This is a genomic window from Rhodococcus sp. AH-ZY2, from assembly GCF_030916465.1.
In the GTDB taxonomy this organism is placed as follows: domain Bacteria; phylum Actinomycetota; class Actinomycetes; order Mycobacteriales; family Mycobacteriaceae; genus Rhodococcus; species Rhodococcus ruber.
The window spans coordinates 4,148,077-4,170,287 of the sequence record NZ_CP126458.1 but is presented as its reverse complement, the minus strand read 5'-3'; the positions used below and the strand labels follow the sequence as shown (position 1 = coordinate 4,170,287).

Annotated in this window: 15 protein-coding genes; 9 read left to right on the top strand and 6 right to left on the bottom strand. The window is 72.4% G+C overall.

Translation table 11 applies throughout. From position 1 onward, the window contains the following. Positions 1-77 precede the first annotated feature (77 nt). The 3 genes from QNA09_RS19985 (at position 78) to QNA09_RS19975 (ending at position 4,420) form a co-directional block, all read left to right on the top strand. On the top strand, positions 78-1,868 hold the full coding sequence (locus tag QNA09_RS19985; protein ID WP_308072034.1) for a penicillin-binding transpeptidase domain-containing protein: 1,791 nt from the start codon (positions 78-80) through the stop codon (positions 1,866-1,868). A gap of 83 nt (positions 1,869-1,951) precedes the next feature. Then, positions 1,952-3,628 (top strand): NTF2-like N-terminal transpeptidase domain-containing protein, encoded by a 1,677-nt coding sequence (locus tag QNA09_RS19980; RefSeq protein WP_051009375.1) that lies wholly within the window; start codon positions 1,952-1,954, stop codon positions 3,626-3,628. Between the two features lie 54 nt (positions 3,629-3,682). Continuing rightward, on the top strand, positions 3,683-4,420 hold the full coding sequence (locus tag QNA09_RS19975; RefSeq protein WP_308072033.1) for a sulfite exporter TauE/SafE family protein: 738 nt from the start codon (positions 3,683-3,685) through the stop codon (positions 4,418-4,420). Between the two features lie 120 nt (positions 4,421-4,540). Here the strand turns inward: QNA09_RS19975 and QNA09_RS19970 are convergent, their stop codons facing one another. The 5 genes from QNA09_RS19970 to QNA09_RS19950 all read right to left on the bottom strand — a co-directional run bounded on the left by QNA09_RS19970 (position 4,541) and on the right by QNA09_RS19950 (position 9,891). Further along, positions 4,541-6,007: a peptide MFS transporter gene (locus tag QNA09_RS19970; protein ID WP_010593552.1), complete on the bottom strand. Its 1,467-nt coding sequence runs from the start codon at positions 6,005-6,007 to the stop codon at positions 4,541-4,543. Positions 6,008-6,100: 93 nt separating this feature from the next. Beyond that, entirely contained in the window at positions 6,101-6,478 is a 378-nt protein-coding gene (locus QNA09_RS19965) for a DUF3054 domain-containing protein (protein WP_010593551.1), read from the bottom strand. Positions 6,479-6,551: 73 nt separating this feature from the next. Then, complete coding sequence (locus QNA09_RS19960) at positions 6,552-7,112, bottom strand: YceI family protein (RefSeq protein WP_017681941.1); 561 nt, start codon at positions 7,110-7,112, stop codon at positions 6,552-6,554. A gap of 105 nt (positions 7,113-7,217) precedes the next feature. Then, entirely contained in the window at positions 7,218-8,351 is a 1,134-nt protein-coding gene (locus QNA09_RS19955) for a YbhN family protein (protein ID WP_040274897.1), read from the bottom strand. A gap of 70 nt (positions 8,352-8,421) precedes the next feature. Next, on the bottom strand, positions 8,422-9,891 hold the full coding sequence (locus QNA09_RS19950; protein ID WP_010593548.1) for an adenylate/guanylate cyclase domain-containing protein: 1,470 nt from the start codon (positions 9,889-9,891) through the stop codon (positions 8,422-8,424). 168 nt (positions 9,892-10,059) lie between these two features. Between QNA09_RS19950 and macS the strand changes: the two genes are divergently transcribed. From macS to QNA09_RS19920, 6 genes are all read left to right on the top strand, one after another. Next, a complete protein-coding gene (macS, locus tag QNA09_RS19945) occupies positions 10,060-11,268 on the top strand; it encodes a MacS family sensor histidine kinase (RefSeq protein WP_010593547.1) in 1,209 nt (402 codons plus the stop codon). A gap of 31 nt (positions 11,269-11,299) precedes the next feature. Continuing rightward, positions 11,300-11,953, top strand: a complete 654-nt coding sequence (locus QNA09_RS19940) for a response regulator transcription factor (protein ID WP_225223230.1) — start codon at positions 11,300-11,302, stop codon at positions 11,951-11,953. Positions 11,954-12,042: 89 nt separating this feature from the next. After that, a complete protein-coding gene (locus tag QNA09_RS19935; protein WP_234574850.1) occupies positions 12,043-14,913 on the top strand; it encodes a BTAD domain-containing putative transcriptional regulator in 2,871 nt (956 codons plus the stop codon). A gap of 53 nt (positions 14,914-14,966) precedes the next feature. Further along, on the top strand, positions 14,967-16,376 hold the full coding sequence (locus QNA09_RS19930; protein WP_308072032.1) for an FAD-binding oxidoreductase: 1,410 nt from the start codon (positions 14,967-14,969) through the stop codon (positions 16,374-16,376). 61 nt (positions 16,377-16,437) lie between these two features. Continuing rightward, on the top strand, positions 16,438-17,112 hold the full coding sequence (locus tag QNA09_RS19925; RefSeq protein ID WP_308072031.1) for a DUF1707 domain-containing protein: 675 nt from the start codon (positions 16,438-16,440) through the stop codon (positions 17,110-17,112). Positions 17,113-17,185: 73 nt separating this feature from the next. Then, positions 17,186-19,033, top strand: coding sequence for a DUF2339 domain-containing protein (locus tag QNA09_RS19920; protein ID WP_017681936.1), 1,848 nt, complete (start codon positions 17,186-17,188; stop codon positions 19,031-19,033). A gap of 38 nt (positions 19,034-19,071) precedes the next feature. On the opposite strand, the gene QNA09_RS19915 is transcribed toward QNA09_RS19920, so the two are convergent. Further along, positions 19,072-22,203, bottom strand: coding sequence for an MMPL family transporter (locus QNA09_RS19915; RefSeq protein WP_010593541.1), 3,132 nt, complete (start codon positions 22,201-22,203; stop codon positions 19,072-19,074). Positions 22,204-22,211: the final 8 nt, after the last annotated feature.

The window sequence follows — 22,211 nt, the reverse complement described above, 5'->3', positions numbered from 1 at the left end:
GCGACCCGCGTCACAACGTGCCGCCTGTACGGCACGCCCTCCCGGGTCGTGCCCGACGGCACCGTCCGAATTCGGGCATGATCGTGGTCGTGCCCATCCTTCGACGCCGACCGGTTCCGCTCCTGACGACCGTAGTCGCCGCGCTCGCGGCCGCCGGGTGCTCCTTCGGGCCCGACCAGCCCGAGACCGTCGTGGGCGAGTTCGCGGCGGCGCTCGAGGCCGGCGACGTGCAGGCCGCGGCGGACCTCACCACCGACCCCGCGGCGGCGGCCACGACGATCGGCGACGTGTTCGACGGTCTCGGCGTCGACGGGTCCGGCACGGTCCGCCCCGACGTGAACCTCGCCGGCACGGGGGACGCGGGCACGTTCGACCTCGACGTCGCGTGGACCTTCGGCGCCGGGCGGGACTGGGCGTACCGCACGTCCGGCAGTGCGGTGGACCTCGACCCGCAGGGCTGGCGCATCGAGTGGGATCCGGCGCTGCTCGCCCCGGACCTGACCGCCGGCACCACCCTGAGCTACACGACCACGGTGGGTCCGGCGCCGTCGGTGCTCGACCGCCGCGGGCAGCCGATCCTCGAACAACAGGTCGTGACGCTGGTGAGCCTCGATGCCACCGCCGACCCGGCGGCCGTCGCGCCCCTGCTGGCGACGGCCGCGCCCACGATCACCGCGCAGTCGCTTGCCGCCGACGTCGCCGCCGCGGCGGGCAAGCCCGTGACGGCGGTGACCCTCCGGGAGACCGACCTCGCGCCGATCGAAGCGCAGCTCGCCGCGCTGCCCGGGGTGACCCTCGTCCGGCAGACCCGGTTGCTGACGGTCGACCGAACCCTGGCCTCGCCGGTGCTGTCCGGGCTGGGCGAGCTGTGGCAGGAGGGGCAGGACGCGTCCGCCGGTTGGGCCGTGCGGCTCGTGTCCGGGGACGGCAGCGCGCGCCGCGTCGCCGGGGCCGACGGTCCACCGGCGCCGGACCTGCAGACCACGCTCGACCTGGACCTGCAGACGCGCGCCGAGGCGGTCCTGGCGCCGATGCAGCAACCGGCGGTGATCGTCGCGATCGAGCCGTCCACCGGGGCGGTGCGGGCGGTGGCGCAGAACGCCGCCACCGACGCCGAGGGGCCGCTCGCCCTGACCGGGCTGTATCCGCCCGGCTCGACGTTCAAGACCGTCACCACCTCGGCCGCGCTGCAGGCCGGGGCCACGACCCCCGACACGGTGGTGCCGTGCCCCGGGACCGCGAACATCGAGGGCCGCGTCATCCCCAACGACGACAGCTTCGACCTCGGCTCCGTCCCGTTGCACACCGCCTTCGCCTTCTCGTGCAACACCACGATGGGCCGGCTCGCCGTGGGACTGCCGGCGACCGCGCTCACCGACGCGGCCGCACAGTTCGGGCTCGGGGTGGACTACGTCACGCCCGGACTGGTCACGGTCACCGGCAACGTGCCCGAGGCGCGGACGCCGGCGGAGCGCGTCGAGTCCGCGATCGGCCAGGGCCGGGTGACGGCGTCCCCGTTCGGGATGGCACTCGTGGCGGCGTCCATCGCGCACGGGTCGACACCGCTGCCGATGCTCGTCGAGGGCCGGCCGGGGGTGGCCGATCGCGCGCCCGGCGCCGCGCCGGAGGAGGTCACTGCCGCGTTACGGACGATGATGCGGGAGACTGTCACGGGGGGAACTGCGAGTGTGCTGCGGGACATCCCCGAACTCGTCGGTAAGACGGGGACGGCAGAGTACGGTGATGGCACCGGTGCCCACGGGTGGTTCGTCGGCTCGCAGGGAGACCTCGCATTCGCGGTTTTCGTTGCGGGAGCGGGCAGTTCGGCGCCGGCAGTGGACGTGGCGGGACGCCTGCTGAGGGGGTGATACGCGGTTCGAGGCGCAATCGTGATCGCATCGTAGGCAGGACGTGCTTGTTGCTGAAGTGACAGAAGTGAAAGTTGGTCGTTATGGGTTTTCGGGACTGGCGCAGGATGCGCGGCCGCGTGACAGCCCTGGTCTCCGTCGTGGTTCTCGCCGCGGGCATGGCGTCCTGCGTGTTCGACGACTCCCGGAGCGACGCGCAGCGACTCGTCGACGACTTCGTCGCGGAACTGAACGAACGCGACGCCGCCGGCGCGGCCGCCCTCACCTCGTACCCGAACGCCGCCGAGACGTCGATCAGCCAGATGTTCGAGGGCATGAAGGACGGTGACGTCGAGTTCGACGTCGCCCAGTTCGTCGAACTCAACGAGCAGACGGGATTCTTCTCCCTCGGAGCCGACTGGAACTTCGGGCCCGGCAAGGACTGGGGCTACCAGGTGGACGGCGTGGCCAAGAACCTCGCCGTCGGCTGGCGGATCTCCTGGGACCCGCAGGTGCTGGTGCCCGACCTGAACCGGACCCGCACCGTGCACCACGTGCGCACCGACGCCGCCCCGCCGAAGATCTTCGACCGCACCGGTCGGCTGCTCATGGCCGAACAGACCATCAACGCCGTCGTCGTCGACCCCGCCCTCACGTCCGATCCGGTCGACACCACGACACGGCTCGCGAAGGTACTCGAACCGGTCGCCCCGGTCATCACCGCCGACCTGCTGCAGCGCAACCTCGCGGCCGACCCGGGCGCGCGCATCACCGCGGTGAAGCTGCGCGACCAGGACTACCAGTTCCTCGAGGACGACATCGTGTCCATCCCGGGCGTCGTGGTGGTCGAGACACCGACCCTGATCAGCGCGGACCGGCGGATCTCCACACCCCTGCTCGACCCGTTGCGCGCGGCCTGGCAGCTCGAACGCGACGCCACCGCCGGCTGGGCCGTCACCCTCGAAGAACCCGGCGCCGACCCCGTGCAGCTCGCCGGCTTCCAGGGCCCGCCGCCGCCGGACCTGCAGGCGACCCTCGATTCGCACGTCCAGCTCGCCGCCAAGGAAGCCGTGGTCAGCGTGGGTACCCCCGCGGCCATCGTGGCCATCCAGCCGTCCACCGGCGGCGTCCTGGCCCTGGACGTGAACAACTGGGCGATGGAACTCGGACCGGTCGCCTCGCGCGGGCTGTACCCGGCCGGACAGGTACTGGATCCGGTGCGCCTGGCCGCGGGCCTCGACCGGGGCGTCGATCCGGTCTCGGTGAGCACCGACGATCTGGCCGCCACCGCCCGCCGGCTCGGGCTCGGACTCGACTACGACGTTCCGGGGTTCGACTTCGAGACCGCGCAGATCGGGGAAAACCGGTCGGGCGTGGTGCAGTTCTCCGGCTCGGACGGCGGCAGCGAGGCGCTCGTCAGTCCGTTCGGGGCCGCGCTGCTCGCCGCGTCCGTCGCGCGGGGGGAAGCGCCGCTGCCGGCGATCGTGCAGGGCAGGTCGGCGAAGGTCGACGAGACCGTCGAACCGCTGCCACCGCAGGTGACCGACGCGTTGCGCGCCGCGATGGCCGAGAACGTGCGCAGCGGCCCCGCATCGTTCCTGAAGGGTCACCCGGGTCTGGCCGGCATCGCGGCCGCGAGCGGCGACGACCGGTGGTTCTACGGATACACCGGCGATCTGGCGTTCGCGGTGTTCGTCGCCAACGCCGACGGCGGCGACCGTGCGGTGAAGATGGCCGACATGTTCCTGCGGGAGCTGGCCAAGCCGCCCACCGACGGCTGACCGCCGCGGACCTCGACGGTCCCGTCGGAGCGGACCCGGGTACGTTTGTCGCTCGTGACCCCCGTCGACCTGCTGCTGCTCGCGGTCGCGGGGTTCTTCGCCGGGCTCATCGGGTTCGTCACCGGCCTTGCGTCCATCGTGTCGTACCCGGCGCTGCTCGCCGCGGGGCTGCCACCCGTCGCCGCCAACGTCACCAACACCGTCGCGATGGTGGGGGTCGGCGTGGGGGCACTCGCCAACTCGACCCGCGAGGTCGTCGACACCGGCCCACGGCTGTGGCGGTGGACCGCGTACTCGGCGCTCGGCGGCCTCGTCGGCGCCGTCGTGCTGCTGTGGGCGCCGGCGGGGTCGTTCGAGGCGGTGGTGCCCTACATGGTGGCGTTCGCGGCTCTCGCGCTGCTGCTCCAGCCGCGGATCCGCGCCCTGTCCGGCGGCCGGGACCTGCCGGGACCGTACTCGGCGCTGCTGTTCGTCGTCGCCGTGTACGGAGGCTACTTCGGGGCCGGGGCGGGCGTCGTCTTCCTCGCCGTGACCCTGATCTGCACCTCCGAGCACATCTGGCGCGCCACCATCCTCAAGAGCTACCTGCTCGGGGTGGCCAACGTCGTCGCGGCCATCGGGTTCGCCGTATTCGGCCCGGTGCACTGGGGTGCGGCCGCGGCGATGGCGCTGGGGGCCGTCGCGGGCGGGTGGTGCGGACCGCCGGTGGTCCGGCGCATCCCGCCCGACGTGCTGCGGGTGGGGGTCGCACTCGCCGGATTCGGGCTGGCGGTGTGGCTGGCCCTCCGGTGAGCCCGCCGCGCCCGTGCACACCGTCGACCTACGGTCGGTGACATCGTCGACCTACGGTCGGTGACATCGTCGGCCTACGGTCGGTGACACCGTCGACCTACGGTCGGTGACACCGCCGGGTCAGTGCACCCCCTGCATCTTCCGCCGGATCCAGGGCGACAGCAGCGCCAGCACGACGCCGATCGCGATCGAACCGAAGCCGATCCACGCGAAGTACGGCTTCTCGTTCGCCTCGTCGTAGTACTTGGCGAGCGTGCCGGCCATCGCCGTGCCGAGTGCGACGGACAGGAAGAACAGCGCCACCATCTGGGTGTGGAAGTTGCGTGGGGCGAGCTTCGTCGCGAGGGACAACCCGACGGGGGAGAGCAGCAGCTCGGCGAACGTGAACAGCAGCAGGATGCCGGCGAGACCGAGCACGGGAGCACTGTTGGGGCCGCCGCCGGACATCGGGACGAAGCACAGGAATGCGATGCCCATGAGCATCGTGCCCATCGCGAACTTCGCCGGCGACGACGGCTGCCGGGGCCCGAGCCGGGTCCACAGCGCGGCGAACACACCGGCGAACACGATGATGAACACGGGGTTGATCGACTGCACCCATGCCGGCGGGAAGTCCCAGCCGAACAGGTTGCGGTCGAGGCGCTTGTCCGCGTAGACCGCGACGGTGGTGAACTGCTGCTGGAACAGCGACCAGAAGGCCGCGCTGGCCAGGAACATCGGGATGAAACTGACCACCCGGCTGCGTTCGGCCGGGGTGATCTGCCGACTGGACAGGATCACCACGAAGTAGACGACGGAGGCCGCGACGATCGTGCCGACCACGACGTCGGACAGGTTGTCGACGGTGACCAGTCCGGTCGCGAACAGCACCGCGATCAGGGCGAGCACGACGAGGGCGATCCCGGCGGCGCGGACCCGCTGGGTGGCGGGCAGCGGGTGCGGGGGCGTGGCGCCGATCCCGCGCAGGTGCTTGCGGCCGAGGGTGTACTGGATCAGGCCGAGCGCCATGCCGATCGCGGCCAGGCCGAATCCGTAGTGGAAGCCCAGCTCGGTCTGCGCCCACCCGGTGAGCAGCGGACCGATCAGCGCCCCGATGTTGATGCCCATGTAGAAGATGGAGAACCCGGCGTCGCGACGGGTGTCCTGCTCGTCGTAGAGATCACCGACGAGCGACGTCGCATTGGCTTTGAGGCCGCCGCTGCCGACCGCGACGAACACCAGGCCGACCGCTACTCCGGCGAGTCCGGGCAGCAGAGCCAGCGAGATGTGGCCGAGCATGATGAGGATCGCGCTGTAGAACAGCGTGCGTTCGGAACCGAGCAGCCGGTCCGCGATCCAGGCGCCGAGGATCGTCGACAGGTAGACCGTGCCGCCGTACGCGCCGACGATCGACGTCGCGGCCAGCTCGCTGATCCCCAGTCCACCGTCGGCGGCCGAGTAGTACAGGTAGTAGATCAGGATGCCCTGCATGCCGTAGAAGGAGAATCGCTCCCACATCTCGACACCGAACAGGTTGGCCAGGGCGAAGGGCTGGCCGAAGAAGGTTCGTTCCCGAGTCCGTTCGGGCGGCGGCGCGGTCTCGCTCATGGCTGTCACTCTCGCACAGCCCCGGTCTCCCGGACGGCGTTCGCCCCGGACCCTGTCCGATATGCGCACTACGGCTCGGACGGGGCGGAACGGTCAGGCGGCGTCGACGCGTCGGCGCGCCCAGAGGCCCGCCAGCAGGCGCCACCCGAGCAGGAACACCGCGAGCACGATCGATGCGACGACGATGAACGACCCGGCGGTGCCCTGGCCGGTGACGACCCGCAACAGCATCCCGACGACCACGGTGGACAGCCAGGCGAGCACGCCGGTCGGGACGACCAGCCACGGATCGAACTTCTCCTTGTAGAGCGCAGCCGTCGCGATCCATCCCGCGGTCAGGCCGGCCAGGAACGGCCATGCCGTGCTCGCGAGTCCGACCAGATCGACCCCCTCGTCGTGACTCGCGCGTCCGAGCGCGGCGAACACGATGACCAGGACGACGTCGATCAGGGCGGGTGCGTACTTCTTCACGTCGTCCAGCGTAGGGCGACGACGACAGCGAGCGCCCTCCGGGACGGGAGAGCGCTCGCTGTGCGGGACGGGATCAGGCCTGCAGGCCGGCCTCGATCTCGAGGTTGATGGTGATCTTGTCGCCGACGACGGCGCCGCCGCCCTCGAGCGGCATGTCGATGGAGATGCCGAAGTCCTTGCGGTTGAGGACGGTGGTGGCCTCGAAGCCGGCGACCGGGCCCTGGCCCATACCCGGGTTCACTCCGTTGAACTCGAGCTTCAGTTCGACGGGCTTGGTGACGCCGTGCAGGGTGAACTCGCCGTCGACCACGTAGTCGCTCCCGGCGGGGCGCACGCCGGTGGACCGGAAGGTCGCGGTCGGGAACTGCTCGGCGTCGAAGAAGTCGGCGGAGCGGATGTGGGCGTCGCGATCGGCGTTCCTGGTGTCGATGGACGCGACCTGGATCTCGGCGGCGACGGCGACGGTGCCGTCCTCGGCGACGGTGACGGCGCCCGAGAAGTCGTCGAACGTGCCGCGCACCTTGCTGACGACGAGGTGCCGGACGGTGAAGCCCACCGTGGAGTGGACCGAGTCGATGACCCAGGTGCCGGCGGTGAGCCCGGGGAAGGTGGCGGTGGTGGCGGCGGTGGTCATGGGTGCTCCTCCTGGTCGAGTATTGGTTGAAGTTTCAACCTTCGATGCAGTCAACGATCGCATCCAATGGTTGATTCCGCAACTACTTTTGATGTGAGGTGGATCTCACTCCGGCGCGGGGGTGCCCTCGCTCGCGGCCCGGCCGCGACGTCGTTCGAGCACCGAACGGGCGTGTTCCTCGCGTTCGAGATCGGCGTCGATGTCCTCCTCGTGCCGGCTCGTCCGGAACTTGAAAGCCACCACCGTCCACCCCACCAGTGCGACCAGGATGAAGCTCACGCCCCGGTACACGAACACCGCCGCCAGGGCCTGCGAGGCACTCATCCCGGCCGCGGTGAGCGTGGCGATCAACGTGCCGTCGACGAAACCCAGCCCGCCGGGCGCGAGCGGAATGCTCCCCACCGCCTTGGCGGCCGCGAACGCGATCAGCAGTCCCGGCAGCGACGGCTCCCCGCCCACCGCCCAGCACGCGAACCCCAGACACGCGACGTCGAAGACCCGGTGCACGGCCGACCAGCCGATCGTGGCGAGCCCGTCGCGCCGACCCAGGTGCACCGCCTCGATCTGCCCGAGGACCTGCTCGAACTTCTCCAACCCGGTGTCGGCCGGCTTGCGCAGCAGGCGGTTGACGCGCGCGAGAACCCACGCCCCGGCCGACTCGACGGACGACGGATTGCGGGACGCGTACCGGACACCGACGATCAACGCGATCACCCCGGCCACCGACAGCACCAGCGTCACCGGGCTCACCCGCGTACCGACCGCGAACGCGCCGCCCACGCCGACCGCTGCGAGCGTCACCGCCGCGATCACCCCCGAGACCGCGAGTTGCCACGACGCCACCACCGGCGTCGCACCCCAGCGCCGGGTCTGCTGGTAGGTGAACGCGGTGGAGAACACCGGACCGGCCGGCAACGTCACCGCCATCGCCGTGCTCGCATAGATCACCGACGCCGAGCGCACGTGCCCGACGACGACCTCCCCGGCGCGCAGCAGCCGTCGCTGGACTTCCGCGAAGCCGCTCAGCGACAGGGCCTGCGCGAGGATGCACGCGGCCAGCCAGCCCCAGTGCAGTTCGGTCAGGGCACGCCAGGAGTCGGCCAGCGTCGGCCACAGGTAGATGCCCTCGACGACCAGCAGGGCGACCAGCGCCACGGCGAGCAGCCACTTCACCCGCCCGAAGCGACCCCGGCGCCGCGTGGCGTCGGGTGCTGGCGGATCACGTCGGGGCTGCGCCACAGGATTCAGCGTAGCCAAGCGGACCGGAGGGTGGATCGTCCTTTTCGTCGCCGACTCGTCCGGCCGTCCGTCACTCGTGGCCCGATTCCGGATACCGCACCGGCCAGGCGAGATGCGTCACCCGGCGGCGGCCCCGCAGCTGCACCTCGTCGCCGAGCTCCCAGTGGGCCCGTTCCTCGTCGTCGGCGAAGTACAACGCGCTCGACGACGCGAGCACCCGGCTCGGCCGCAGCTTCGCCAGTTCGGTCAGCCGCGACGCCTCGTTCACCGGATCGCCGATGACGGTGTACTCGAACCGTTCGGCCGCGCCGATGTTGCCGGCCACCGCCAGCCCCGCCGAGACCCCGATGCCGATGTCGAGATCGGTGATCTCGTCCAGCGCGAATCGCAGCTCCCGGGCCGCCGCGAGCGCGGCGGTGGGCGCGTCGGGCCGGTCCAGCGGAGCGCCGAAGATCGCCAGCGCCGCGTCGCCCATGAACTTGTTGACGAAGCCGTGGTGCCGGTCGACGACGTCCACCACGACCCGGAAGAACTCGTTGAGCAGCTCGACGACCTCGCCCGGCGGGCGTTCGGCCGCCGTCGCCGTCGATCCCACCATGTCCACGAACAGCACTGCGACGTAGCGGGTCTCCCCGCCGAGCTCGGTGCCGTACTGCAGGGCACGGCGGGCCACGTCCTCGCCGACGTGCTGACCGAACAGCTGGCGCAGCCGCCGCCGCTCGTCGGACTCGGCCATCATCCGGTTGAAGCCGACCTGCAGGCGGCCGATCTCGCTGCCGTCGAACACCTCGACCTGCACGTCCGTCGCGCCGCGCTGGACCCGCTCGATGGCCCAGCGCAGCTGCTTGACCGGGTCGGAGATCTGGGCCGCGGTGAGCGACGACAGCACCCCCGCCAGACCGATCGCCATCACCGACAGCGCCAGCACCGCCCAGGCCATCGCGTCCACCGGGAACTCGACGTCGGTGGTCAACTGCGTGACGCACAGCAGGGCGATGCCGCCGGCCGGCATCAGCGTGCCGAGCCCCCACGTCATGGCGAGGCGCGTACCGACACCCGGCGCGAGGGTCCGGTCGAACTCCCCCTCGCTCAGGGCCCGCGCCGCCACCGGCCGCAGGATCCGCTCGCCGAGCATGTACGTGAACCCGAACGTGCTCGTGGCGGCCATCGCGACGGTGATCGCCACCGCCACCGCCAGCTCCGGCATCTCCTCCGCGGTGAGGAACACGAACAGCACGCCGCCGAGGATCCACAGGACCAGGTGCACGATCGCCTGCCGCAGCGGCGCGTGCAGCGCGGACATCTGCTCGGATCGGGTCGGCGGGCCGCCGCGCAGCTGCCACCGCACCACCGCCCGCAGCATCAGGGCCGCGGCCGTCAGGCTCACGATCCCGGCGAACACCAGATACACCGCGAACACCGCGAAGTTGCGGACCCGGTCCGCGATGATGTTCTCGTTCTCGGACAGCGGGATGCCGTACCGGACGAACGCGAACACCAGCAGCGCGCCGAACAGGTTCGACGCCCCCATCGAGGCCATGTAGAGCGGCCAGCGACTACGCAACGTCGCCGCGACGGCTCGATAGGACCCCAACACGACATCAAATCAAACCACTGTGCCCACCGTCACAGCGCACCATGGTCGTGATCCGGGCGTTTCGGGCGGTTACCCTCGGCGCGACGATCGACCGGGAAGGGGAACGTCCGCATGGTCCGGCGCAGAGCCGACGACAGGCCGCCGCGTCGCGTCGCCGTGCCCGCCGCACCCGCCCGGGACCGGATCGGCGCCGACCCGGACGCGCCGCTGTGGCGGGCCGCGCAGGTGTTCCGGCTCGTCACCGTCGTCTACGCCGTGAGCTCCCAGTTCTCCACCGTCACCCACTACACCTCCCCGCAGCTCAGCTGGTTCTTCGTCGCGCTGCTGGCGGTGTGGTCCGGCGTGTCGGCGGTGCTGCTGTCGCAGGGAGTCGGCCGGCGCGCCGTGGTGGTCGGGATGGATCAGGTCGTCGCGGTCGCACTCATGGGCGCGACGCGGCTCGTCGCCGACCACGACTGGTACAGCGCCCATCAGACGCTGCCCACCACCCTCTGGGTCGCCAACGCGGTGCTCTCGGCCGCGATCCTCGGCGGTCCCGCCGCCGGCGTGGCATCCGCGCTGGCGATGGCCTCGGTCAGCGCGGTGGTCCGCGACCAGATCAACCTCGACCTGTGGCGGGACGCGACCGCCCCCGTCCTCGTCGCGGTCGGCGTCGCGATGGGATTCGCCACCACCACCGCCCGGCGCGCGCACCGGCAGCTCGAACAGGCCGTGCGGGTGGCGGCCGCCACCGAGGAACGCGACCGGCTCGCCCGCGAGGTGCACGACGGGGTGCTGCAGGTCCTGGCCCTGGTGCGGCGCCGGGGCACCGCTCTCGGCGGGGAGGCCGCCGAACTCGCCCGGCTCGCCGGGGAACAGGAGGCCGCGCTGCGGATGCTCGTCTCCGAACAGGGCACCCGGCTCGACCGCGGCGACGAACTCGTGGACCTGCGGGCGCTGCTGCGGGGCCAGGCCGGTGCCGGCGTCACCGTCTCGGCGCCCGCCGACCCGGTCCTGCTCGACCGCGTCCGCGCCGCGGAACTGGCGGCGATCGCCACCACGGCGCTGACCAACACCACGCTGCACGCGGGTGCCGGGGCGAAGGCGTACGTGCTGGTCGAGGACCTCGGCGACGAGGTGATCCTCAGCGTCCGCGACGACGGGAAGGGCATCGCGGACGGGCGGCTCGCCGAGGCCCGCGCCGAGGGCCGGATGGGTGTGTCGAAGTCGATCGTCGGCCGCGCGCAGTGGCTCGGTGGCGTCGCGGTGCTCGACAGCGCGCCCGGTGCGGGCACCGAATGGGAGATCCGGATTCCGAAGAGGGGAGCACGAGGTGGGTGAGGACAGCGCGACGAGCGGCCCGATCACGGTGATGGTCGTCGACGACCACCCGATGTGGCGCGACGGCGTCTCGCGGGACCTCGACGCGGCGGGCTTCCGGGTCGTCGCCACCGCCGACGGCGTCGGTGCGGCCGCGCGCCGGGCCGCGGCGGTGCAGCCGGCCGTCGTGCTGATGGACATGACGCTGCCCGACGGCACCGGCACCGAGGCCACCGTCGCCGTGCTCCGGGCCTCCCCAGCCAGCCGCGTGCTGGTGCTGTCCGCGTCCTCCGAGCGGGACGACGTCCTCGGGGCCGTGAAGGCCGGTGCCTGCGGGTACCTGGTCAAGAGCGCGTCGGCCGCCGAGCTGGCCGAGGCCGTGCGGGCGACCGCTGCCGGGCAGGCGGTGTTCACGCCCGGCCTGGCCGGTCTGGTCCTCGGCGAGTACCGCCGCATGTCCTCCGGCGAGTACCGCCGCATGTCGTCGGACTCCGGCCGGCGCGCCCCCGCCCCGCCCACCCTCACCGAACGCGAGACCGAGGTGCTGCGGCTCGTCGCGAAGGGACTGTCGGCCAAGCAGATCGCCGCCCGGCTCACCCTCAGCCACCGCACGGTGGAGAACCACGTCCAGGCCACGCTGCGCAAGCTGCAGCTGGCCAACCGCGTCGAGCTGACCCGGTACGCGATCGAACAGGGACTGGACTAGCGCACCGGGCGTCACCGGTCCTCTAGAATTCGACCGCTTCCGCAGTCCGGTTGCGGCGGTGGCGTGCTCGATCGAAAGGCGGAGCGCGGATGACTACCCCTGGCGTGGCGCTCGGCGTACTCGGAGGCTTCGCCGTCAGCGTCGACGGACGACCCGTCGACCTCGGTGGCATCCGGCAGCGCGCCCTGCTCGCCGCGCTCGTCGTCGCGTTCCCGGGCGACGTGTCGGGTGAGCGGCTGCTCGAGCAGGTCTGGCACGACGTCGACGACCCGAAGACGAGCTCGCTGCACTTCGCCGTCTCCAAACTGCGCGACCGGCTCAGCCCGCAGCGGCCGCGCGGGGACGAGGGCGTGATCGTCCGGGAGGGCTCGCGGTACCGGCTCGCCGTCGCCGCCGAGCAGATCGATGCCGTCCGGTTCACCGACCTCGTCGCGCGGGGCGACCGGCTGCGCGAGCAGGGCGCCGCTCAGGCCGCCGCCGAGGCGTACGCGACAGCCCTCTCGTGCTGGCGCGGGTCGCCCTACGCCGACGTCGCCGACGCCGAGTTCGTGCGCCCCGAAGTCGCCCGGCTGACGGCGGTCGAGTTGCGCACCCGCAAGGCCCTGCTGCAGATCCGGCTGGACCTGGGCGGCGCCGACGTCGTCGAGACCGCCGAGCGGCTCGTCGCCGCGCACCCGCTCGACGAACGGGCCTGGGAACTGCTGGTCGTCGCCCTCTACCGGGCGGGCCGGCAGGCGGACGCGCTGGCGGCGCTGCGCCGCGTGCGCACCGTGCTCGACGGTGAACTCGGCATCGAACCGGGCACCGGACTGCGCGAACTCGAAACGGCGGTGCTGCGGCAGGACGACGCGCGGCTGCTCGGCACGGCGATCCCGCCGGCGGCCGCGGCCCCGCGGAACCCGAACTCCACTCTGCCGTGCCCACGCACCGCCCTCGTCGCCCGCGGCCGTGAACTCGCGGAGGTCGGTGCGGCGGTGGCCCGGGAACCGTTGGTCACGCTCGTCGGCCCCGGCGGGGTCGGCAAGACACGTCTGGCGGTGGAGGTGTGCCGCCACGGCGGTGAACGCCGCGCCGACGGACCGTGGTTCGTGGACCTGGGGGCGGTGCGCGCCGACGCGCTGGTCGCCGCGACCGTGGCGGCCGCCCTGCAGATCCTCGGCCCCGGAACCGTCGATCACCTGGCGACGGTCCTCGCCCCCCGCGAGTTCGTCCTCGTCCTGGACAACTGTGAGCACCTGCTCGACGGGGTCGTGGAGCTGGTGACGGCGCTGCTCGAGCGCTGCCCCGGCGTGCGGATCCTGGCGACGAGCCGGGAGCCGCTCGGCCTCGACGGCGAATGGGTCTACGAGGTGCCGCCGTTGGACGAGGACGCGGCCGTCGAGCTGTTCGGCGTCCGGGCCGCCGGGGTGGTGCCGGGCTGGACGATCCACGACGCGGTGACCGAGCCCGTGCGCCGCATCTGCACCGAGCTCGACGGGATCCCGCTGGGCATCGAGCTGGCGGCGGCACAGCTGCGGGTGCTGTCCGAGCAGCAGATCGCGGAGGGGCTGAGCGACCGGTTCGCGCTGCTGCAGGGCGGCTCTCGCACCGCTCCGCCTCGGCAACGCGGACTCGCCGACGCGATCGAGTGGAGCTACCGGCTCCTCGACGACGAGCAGGCGCGGTTGCTGCGCGAGGTGGCGGTGTTCGCCGGCAGCTTCGATCTCGAGGGCGCCGCCGCCGTGCACGGCAGCGCGCCGCCGCTGAGCGTCCTGCCGCCGCTGACCGCCCTCGTGCGACGGTCGCTGCTACGCGTGGAACCGGCGTCGTCGCCGCGGCGGTACTCGATGCTGCAGACGATCCGGGAGTTCGCCCTGGAACGCGTGGACGCGTCCGAACGGGACCGGACCGCCGTCGTGCACCGCCGGTTCGTGCTGCGGCGGGCCCTCGCGGCGACGCCGCACCTGCGCGGCTCCCGGGCGCGGCAGACGTTCGACGCCCTGACGGCGGACATCGCCGAGCACCGCGCCGCGGCGGCGTCCGCCGCAGCCGCCGGCGACGCCGTCTACCTGCTCGAACTCGCCGGAGCGCTCTACTGGTTCTGGTACCGGCGCGGGCACATCCGGGAGGGCCTCGGGGTGATCTCGGCGGGGCTCGGGGCGGTGGAGGGGTCCGCCGCCGTCGTCCCGGATGCGACCCTGTCGTCGGCGCTGACCGGACTGGGCGGACTCACCTACCTGGCGGGCGACCCGGCCACCGCGGCGGCCGCGCTGCTCCGGTCCGCCGAGACCGCGGCGCGCACCGGCGATGCCGTCACCGAGGCATGGATGCGCTCCTGGTGGGCGTACTGCTCCGCGATCACGGGACCGTCCGAGGAGTTCCTGCGCGCAGCCCACGAGAGTGCCGACGTCCTGCGCCGGGAGGGTGCCGTGTGGCAGCGCGCCGACGCGCTGCTCATCGAGGGCATGATCCTGCGCTTCCTCGGCCGGCCCGAGCGGGCCCAGCAGGTGTTGCGCGAGGCCGTCGAGACGGGCGAGCGCTGCGGCCACGGCTGGGCGGTCGGCTCGGCGTCGTGGACCCTCATGCGCACCGCGATGGACGTCGGGGACACGGATGCGGCGCTCGACGCGGTCCGGGTGATGCAGCCGGTTCTCGAGGCCGAGGGTGACGTGACGTCGTGGCTGGTACTCGTCCACAGCGCCGCGGCCCTGGTGGCCCGGCTCGGCACACCCGACGTCGGCGCGATGCTGCTCGGCGCGGTCCGTGCCCTCGGTGGCCGCATCGGCTTCCTGCCCGAGGTGATGGATCCCGTCGACGGCCCGCGCGAGGTGGCGGTCGTCCGCGATGCGCTCGGGGGGACCGAGTTCGAACGGTACGTCGGTCTCGGCGCCGGCCTGGACCGCGCGGAGGTGAGCGCGCTGCTCGACCGGCTGTGCCGGACGGGGCACGTCGGTGCCCAGCCGGAGCTAAGCGGCAGCTAAGCCCCGTTCGCTGTCCTGGAGGGGACCCCGAGTCGTCCCCACCGAGGAGCATCATGTCCCACCAGCCGTCCCCGACCCTGGCCGCCACGTCCGTCGCCGACCGCCTCCGCACCGCCGTCGCCGGCGCGGTCCACGCCCCCGACGACGAGGGTTACCGCCTGTCCGCCACCGGCTTCAACGTCGCCACCGTGCACCGCAGCGCCGCGGTGGTGGTCGCCTCGAGTGCCGCCGACGTCGCCACCACCGTCCGGATCGCGGCCGAGTGCGGACTGACCGTCGCGGTGCAGGCCACCGGCCACGGCGCGGCCCCCGCACCGGAGAACAGCATCCTCGTCGACACCGCCCTCCTCGACGGGGTGAGCATCAACCGGGCCGAGCGCACCGCCACCGTCGAGGCCGGGGTCCGCTGGCGGCAGGTGCTCGATGCGGCCGCCCCGCACGGGCTGGCACCGCTGGCCGGGTCGTCGCCCGACGTCGGCGTGGTGGGGTACACCCTCGGCGGTGGTCTCGGACCGATCGCCCGCACCCACGGCTTCGCGGCCGACCGGGTGCTGCGGATGGAGGTCGTCACCGCCGACGGACAGCTGCGGCGGGTCACCCCCGACGAGGAACCCGACCTGTTCTGGGCGCTGCTCGGCGGCGGCGCGGCGTTCGGGATCGTCACCCAGATGACCTTCGAGCTGCTCCCCATCCAGACCCTCGACGGCGGCGGCCTCTTCTACGACATCGCCGACGCACCGGCCGTGCTGCGCCGCTGGCGGGACTGGATCTCCGCGGCGCCGATGTCCGTGTCCAGCTCGCTGGCGATCGTCAACTTCCCGCCCCTGCCCGTCCTGCCCGAGCCGCTGCGCGGCCGCACCGCCGTGCACGTGCGGTTCGCGCACGTCGACGACCACGAGGACGGGGTGGAAGTGCTCGCCCCGATGCGGGCGGCGGCCACCCCGATCCTCGACACCGTCGCCGAGATCGTGTACCCGGCGCTGGGCTCGATCCATGCCGACCCCACCGATCCGATGCCCGCCGCGGAACGTTCCGTGTTGTTGCGGGAACTCCCGGACGCCGCCCTCGACGCCCTGCTCGCGGTCGCCGGTCCCGCCGGCGGGCTGCCGATCGCGTTCGCCGAGCTCCGCGCGATGGGTGGCGCCCTGAGCGCTCCGCCGGAGACCACCAACGCGGTCGGGGGTCGCGACGCCGCGTTCAATCTGTTCACGGTCGGTGTGCTGGCGCCGCCCGTCGCCGACGCGGTGCCCGGTGCCCTCGAGTCCGTCGTCGGGGCACTCGCGCCGTGGGGAACCGGGGGTGCATCGACGAACTTCGCCGGCGCGGCGGACGGTGTCCCTGCCGCTCGGGTGGCGAGGGCGTGGACCCCGGCCCAGCGTGCGCGGCTCGCCGGGATCCGCGCGGCCTACGACCCCGCCGGGGTCTTCGCGTCCGCGGCGCGGTGGCCCGCCTCGGCGGTCTGAGCCCGACGATTCCTCGCTTCATGATCGTCCGGCAAGCGCGGCAGCGCCTACCCTGTCGATCATGGAGTCGAGGGATCTGCGTGTTTCGGACGCCGAGCGCGAACACGTCGGAACGTTGCTGCAACGGGCGGTGGGGCAGGGGATGCTGTCGCTGGGGGAGTTCACCGAGCGGATGGACACCGCGCTGGCCGCGAAGACCCGCGGAGAACTGAACGCCGTGCTCGTCGACCTGCCCGGCGTGCAGGTGCGGCCCGAATACCTGCCGCACCCCGCCCAGCTCGGTCCCGTCCCGGCGCCACCCGTGCCCGGCCCGGGGCATTCCGCCCCACCCGTGTCCGGCCCGGTGTATCCCGCGCCGTCCCCGCACATGCAGGTACCCACCATCCGTGGCCGGATGTCCACCCTCAGCCGCAAGGGCCGGTGGGAGGTGCCACCGGTGCTGCGGCTCGACACCCTGATGTCCTCGGTGACCCTCGACTTCACCGAGGCCGTCATGCGCACCCAGGTCGTGCGGATCCAGGTCGACGACTACCTCAGCTCCCTCACCCTGATCGTCCCCGCCGAGGCCACGGCCGACATCAACGGTCTCGACACGGTCGCCGCGAGTGCCCAGTCGAAGGTGCGCAACGGACCCCCGTTCGGTCCGCTGCACCTGATCGTCGACGGGACCGTCCGCCTCGGTTCCGTCAACGTCAAGCACCCGCTGGGGACGACCCTACGCAAACTGCTGGGCTAGGCAGCAGTACCCGAGCCGCATGTGTGGTAGTGATACTCATGCCCACGGACGCCGGGCCGCGGACCATGTAGGCATGAGTACGCCGACCCCGCCCGGTCTCGATCCGCGGCTCGTCGCCCAGCTGTCCGGCGAGTGCTACGCGCTCGAACAGCACCTGCACGCCGTCGGCGCGCACGTCGCACACCTACGGGCCCAGCTCGACCGCCTCGCTGTCGTACCGGCGCCCGTACCGGCCCCGACCCCGAGCCCGGTGCCGGCCCCGCCGCCGGCGCCGTCCATGACGCGGACCCCGCCGCCACCCCGACGGCCGGTCCCGCCGGTGGCCCCACCGAAACCGTCGGCACCGGCGCGGGAACCGTGGTGGCAGCGCGACGGCGTGATCAGCCGCCTGCTCGCCGTCGCCGGGGTGGCGGTCACCCTCATCGGCGTCGTGATGCTGCTCGTGCTCGCCGCACAGGCCGGGATCTTCGGTCCCGTGCCCCGCGTCGTCTCCGGTGCGGTGCTGTCGGCCGCGCTCGTGGCTGCCGGGATCCGGGTGCACCGCCGCGAGGGCGGCCGCGTCGGCGGTGCCACTCTGGCCGCGACCGGTTTCGCGGGCGGCTACCTGGTGGTCTTCGCCGCGACCGCGTACTACCGGTGGGTGCCCGCCGTCGCCGGTCTGGCCGCCGCGCTCGTCGTCGCCGGCGCGGGCGTCGCGCTCGCGGTGCGCTGGTCGGACCGGATCCTGGCCGTGCTGCTCGTGCTCGGTGCCGCACTGCTCGCCCCGGTCCTGTCGGAGGGCGACCCGCTGCCGCTGCTCGGCTTCCTGCTGGTGTTGCTCGTCGCGAGCTTCCCGGCCCAGTGGCAGCGCAACTGGGCGCTGCTGCATCTCGCGCGGGTCGTGCCGATCGTCGCGGTCCTGCAGGCGACGATCGGCGGGGGCGAATTAGCCGACCGTGGCGAGCAGGCCTGGCTGGTCGGATTCCCGGTGGCGGTGGCCGTCTTCGTCGCCGGCACCGCGGTGCTGCTGCTGCGCCGGGACCCGGGCGACGTCGTCGCCGCGGTGTGCCTGGCGATCGCGGCACTGCCGCTGCTCACGGTCGGAACAAGGCTGGACCGGTGGCCCGCCGTCGCACTCGAAGCCACGGCCGCCGCCGGGTACCTCGCGCTGTTCGCGCTCGCCGGCCCCCGGTCGCGCCCGCTTCGGGTGGCGTCCGCCGCGGTGGCGGCGTTCGCGCTGCTGCACGCATGCCTCACCGGTGCGAGCCCCGACGCGGCCGCCACCGTCCTGCTCGCCGTCGCCGCCGGTTATGCAGGCGCGGCCGCATCGATGCGCTCACGTCTGCTGTTCGTCGCCGGCCTCGGCTTCTGGGTGCTCGGCGGCGCGATGTTCTACGACGGGGCCGAAATCGAGAATCTCACCGACCGGATGCAGGCGGTGGACCGCCTCGACGTGACCACGCTGGTCACGTCGGTCCTGCTCGCCGCGGTCACGCTGCTGTTCGCGTGGACGGCGACACGACTGCATCTCGTCCGGGACCGGGGCGTGCCCTGGGTGTGGAGCGGCGCGGCGCTCGTGGTGCTGTACGCGGTGACCACCGCCCTCGTCACGGCCGGCGTCCTCCTGGGCGGCGCGGATGCGGGGTTCGTCGCCGGGCACGCCGCCGCGACCATCTGCTGGATGATCGCGGCGACCGCGATGCTGGCGTTCGGTCTCGCCCGCACCGAGTATGCGCATGCCGCGCTGGCCGCCGGGCTGTCGCTGACCGGTGCCGCCCTCGCCAAGCTCTTCCTCTTCGACCTCGCCGCCCTCGAAGGGGTGTGGCGGGTCGTCGCCTTCATCGTCGTGGGCCTGCTACTGCTCGCGGTCGGCACCCGCTACGCCAAGGCGTTCGCCGGCCGGGAAGCCGGCTCGTCGGAGTCGGGGCACGACGCGGACTGATCCGTGCGGGTCAGTCGCGGCCGGTCAGTCGCGGCGGGTCAGTCGCGGCGCTGCCGCGCGATCAGTTCGCTCACGCTGATCGACTGGCTGTTCTCGGCTCCGCCGTGCCGGCCGCCCTGCGCGTGCTGCTCGTCGGCCTGCGCCCGCTGGGCCGGGGCGTCGTCGGTGGGGGCGCCGGTCTCCGCCGGCGGTGTCGTCTGCGTCCGATCGCCGGTGACCGGCTGATCCGCCGTCCGCGGATTCGCCCGGCGTAGCTGTGAGAGCCAGTTCTCGATCGCCTGCGGGTCCCGGACGGGTGCGCCGGAAGAGCGCGGTTGCGGCGGTTGTGGACGCACGTAGGTCTGCGTCACCGGGGGTGGCACGTCGCCGCGTTGCCGACGGGGCAACGGGGGCGTGGCGGGCCGCCCCGCGGGGGAAACGCCGCCCGGCTCGCCGCTCGGGGCCGGGGACGGCGCCTGCGGATCCGGGGCCTGCTGCGGGCGGGGCCGCTGGGGCAGGGGACGTTGCGGCAGCGGTTGCGGCGCCTGCGTCGGCTCGGCGCGCGGTGGCCGCGGTTCGGGTGCCGGCGGACGGGGACTGTCCTGGGCGGGCGGACGGGGACTGTCCTGAGCGAGCGGACGGGGACTGTCCTGGGCGGGAGCCGGCCGGGGTGGCGTCGGTGCCGGGATCCGGCCCGACGGATTCTGGGCCGCCGGTTGCTGCGGCCGTGCCGGCGAGGCCGGGGCGGCACCGGTCGGGCGGCGGGGCGGCCGGTCCCGATCCTCCGGTGCCCGTGCCGGGGGCTCCACCGGGCGTGAGGGGCGCGGCGGCGCCGACCGGCGGACGGGCGGCTGCAGGTCGCGCACGCGTCGCTGTTCGGCGGCCGAGCGGGGTGCGGCGATCTTCGGCAGCGGCTGCGTCATCGGATCGTCCAGGGCGACGCCGGCGACGGTCGGCAGTCGATGCGATCCGGTGGCTGCGACGGTGGCCGGGCCGAACATGCCGACGGTGATCAGCTCCGGCACGTCCTGCGGCATGAGCTCGTTGTCGAGGATCGGTTCGGCGAGCCCGATCTTGGCCTGGATGCGTTTCATCCACGCCGGCGCCCACCAGCAGTCGTCGCCGAGCAGTTTCATCGTCGCCGGAACGAGCAGCATGCGGATGACGGTGGCGTCGATGATCAGGGCCGCGATCATGCCGTAGGCGATGTACTTCATCATCACCAGTTCGGAGAAGCCGAAGGCACCGGTCACGACGATCAGGATCAGCGCTGCGGCCGTGATGATGCGGCCGGTGTGGGCCGTGCCGATCCGGATGGACTCGGTGGTGCTCGCCCCCTGCGAGCGGGCTTCGACCATGCGGGAGAGCAGGAACACCTCGTAGTCGGTGGACAGGCCGTAGATGATCGCGATGATGAGCACGAGCACCGGCGACATGATGGGGCCGGGGGTGAAGTTCAGTGGGCCGGCCCCGTGGCCGTCGATGAAGATCCACGTGAGGATGCCCAGGGTCGAGCCCAGGCCCAGGGCGCTCATCAGCGCCGCCTTGATCGGCAGCACCAGCGACCCGAAGGCCAGGAACATCAGCAGGGTCGTGAGCACCACGACCACCGTCACCATCAGCGGCAGCGTGTTCATCAGGGCGGCGATCGAATCCTGCTCGATCGCCGGTGTCCCGCCGACGAGTACCTCCACGCCGTCGGGCCACTGCGCCGCATGCAGGTAGTCGATGGTCTCCGCGGAGTTGTTGCGGTCCTCGAGGCCGGCCTTGACGACGCGGACGCCGTCCCGGGCGGGGCCCTCGATGGTGAACTTCTCCACCAGGCCGGGGGCCGAGCTGGCCGTCTGGATGATCTGGTTGAGGTCGCCCCCCTCGGCCCCGCGGACGACGATGCGTACCGGCTCGGCGCGCTGGCCGGGGAACAGGTCGTCGAACTGCTCCTGGGCGAGCCGTGTCGGATGGTCGGGCGGCAGGTAGGTCTCGTTGATGCCGCCGAACTTGATGCCGGTCAGCGGCACGATGAGCAGCAGCAGGCCGATCACGGTGGGAATCGTGACCTTGAGCGGGTTGCGCATCACCCAGCGGGTGATGCGTCCCCAGATGCTGTTCTCGATCTGTTCGTTGGACTGGATCTGCCCGAACCGGGACCAGCCCCACTTGTCGATGTTCCTGCCGAGGATGGCCAGCATGGCGGGCAGCAGTGTGATCGAGGTGATCGCCGCGAGGGACACCGTCGCGATCGCGCCGTAGGCGACGGACTTGAGGAATCCCTGCGGGAACAGCAGCAGGCCGCCGAGGCTGGTGACGACCATCGTGGCGGAGAACACCACGGTGCGTCCCGCCGTCATCACCGTGCGCCGGATCGCGGCGGGCGTGGCGTAACCCTCGGCGAGTTCCTCCCGGAACCGGGACACCATGAACAGGCCGTAGTCGATCGCCAGACCCAGGCCGATCAGGGACACCACCGGGGCGACGAACGAGTTCACCTCGGTGAAGTTCGTGATGAGCCGCACGATGCCGTTGGCGGCGACGACCGTCAGTCCGCCGGTGATCAGCGGCATCGCGGCCGCGATCACGCCGCCGAAGACGAAGAACAGCAGGATGCCGACCGCCGGAATGGCGAGCAGTTCCATGCGCTTGATGTCCTGCGCCATCGTGTCGTTGAGGGCGCCGGAGATCGGTTGCAGGCCGGCGAGCTGCACGTCGACCCCGTCGATGAGGAACTCGTCCTTCACGTCGCGGAAGTTGTTGGTCAGCTCGGTGTCGTTGTCACCGGCGATGGCGATCGACGCCACCGCGTGCTGCCGGGACTCGTCCGCGAGGGCGGGCACCGCGGGCGCCCCGTTGGTCGGCCAGTACGCGCCGTTGATCTTCAGGATCTGCTCGGAGTGGTCCTCGACCAGCGAGTTCAGGCTGTCCTTGACCTTCGCCGCGAACTCCGGATCGTCGACCGTCCGGCCCTCCGGCGCCGTGTACAACGCGAGGACGTCGCCGTTCGTGTCCCGGCCGAAGGTTCCGTCGGCCAGCTTCGCCGCGGCGACGGACTCCGAGCCGGGATCGTCCCAGCCGCTCTGGCTGAGATGATCGCTCAGGCCCGCGCCGTACCCGGCGAGCCCGAGCAGACCGGCGACCATCACCGCGATGACGGTGAAGCGCGCGCGGTGGACGAGCTCTCCCCAGCGGTCGAACACGAAACTCT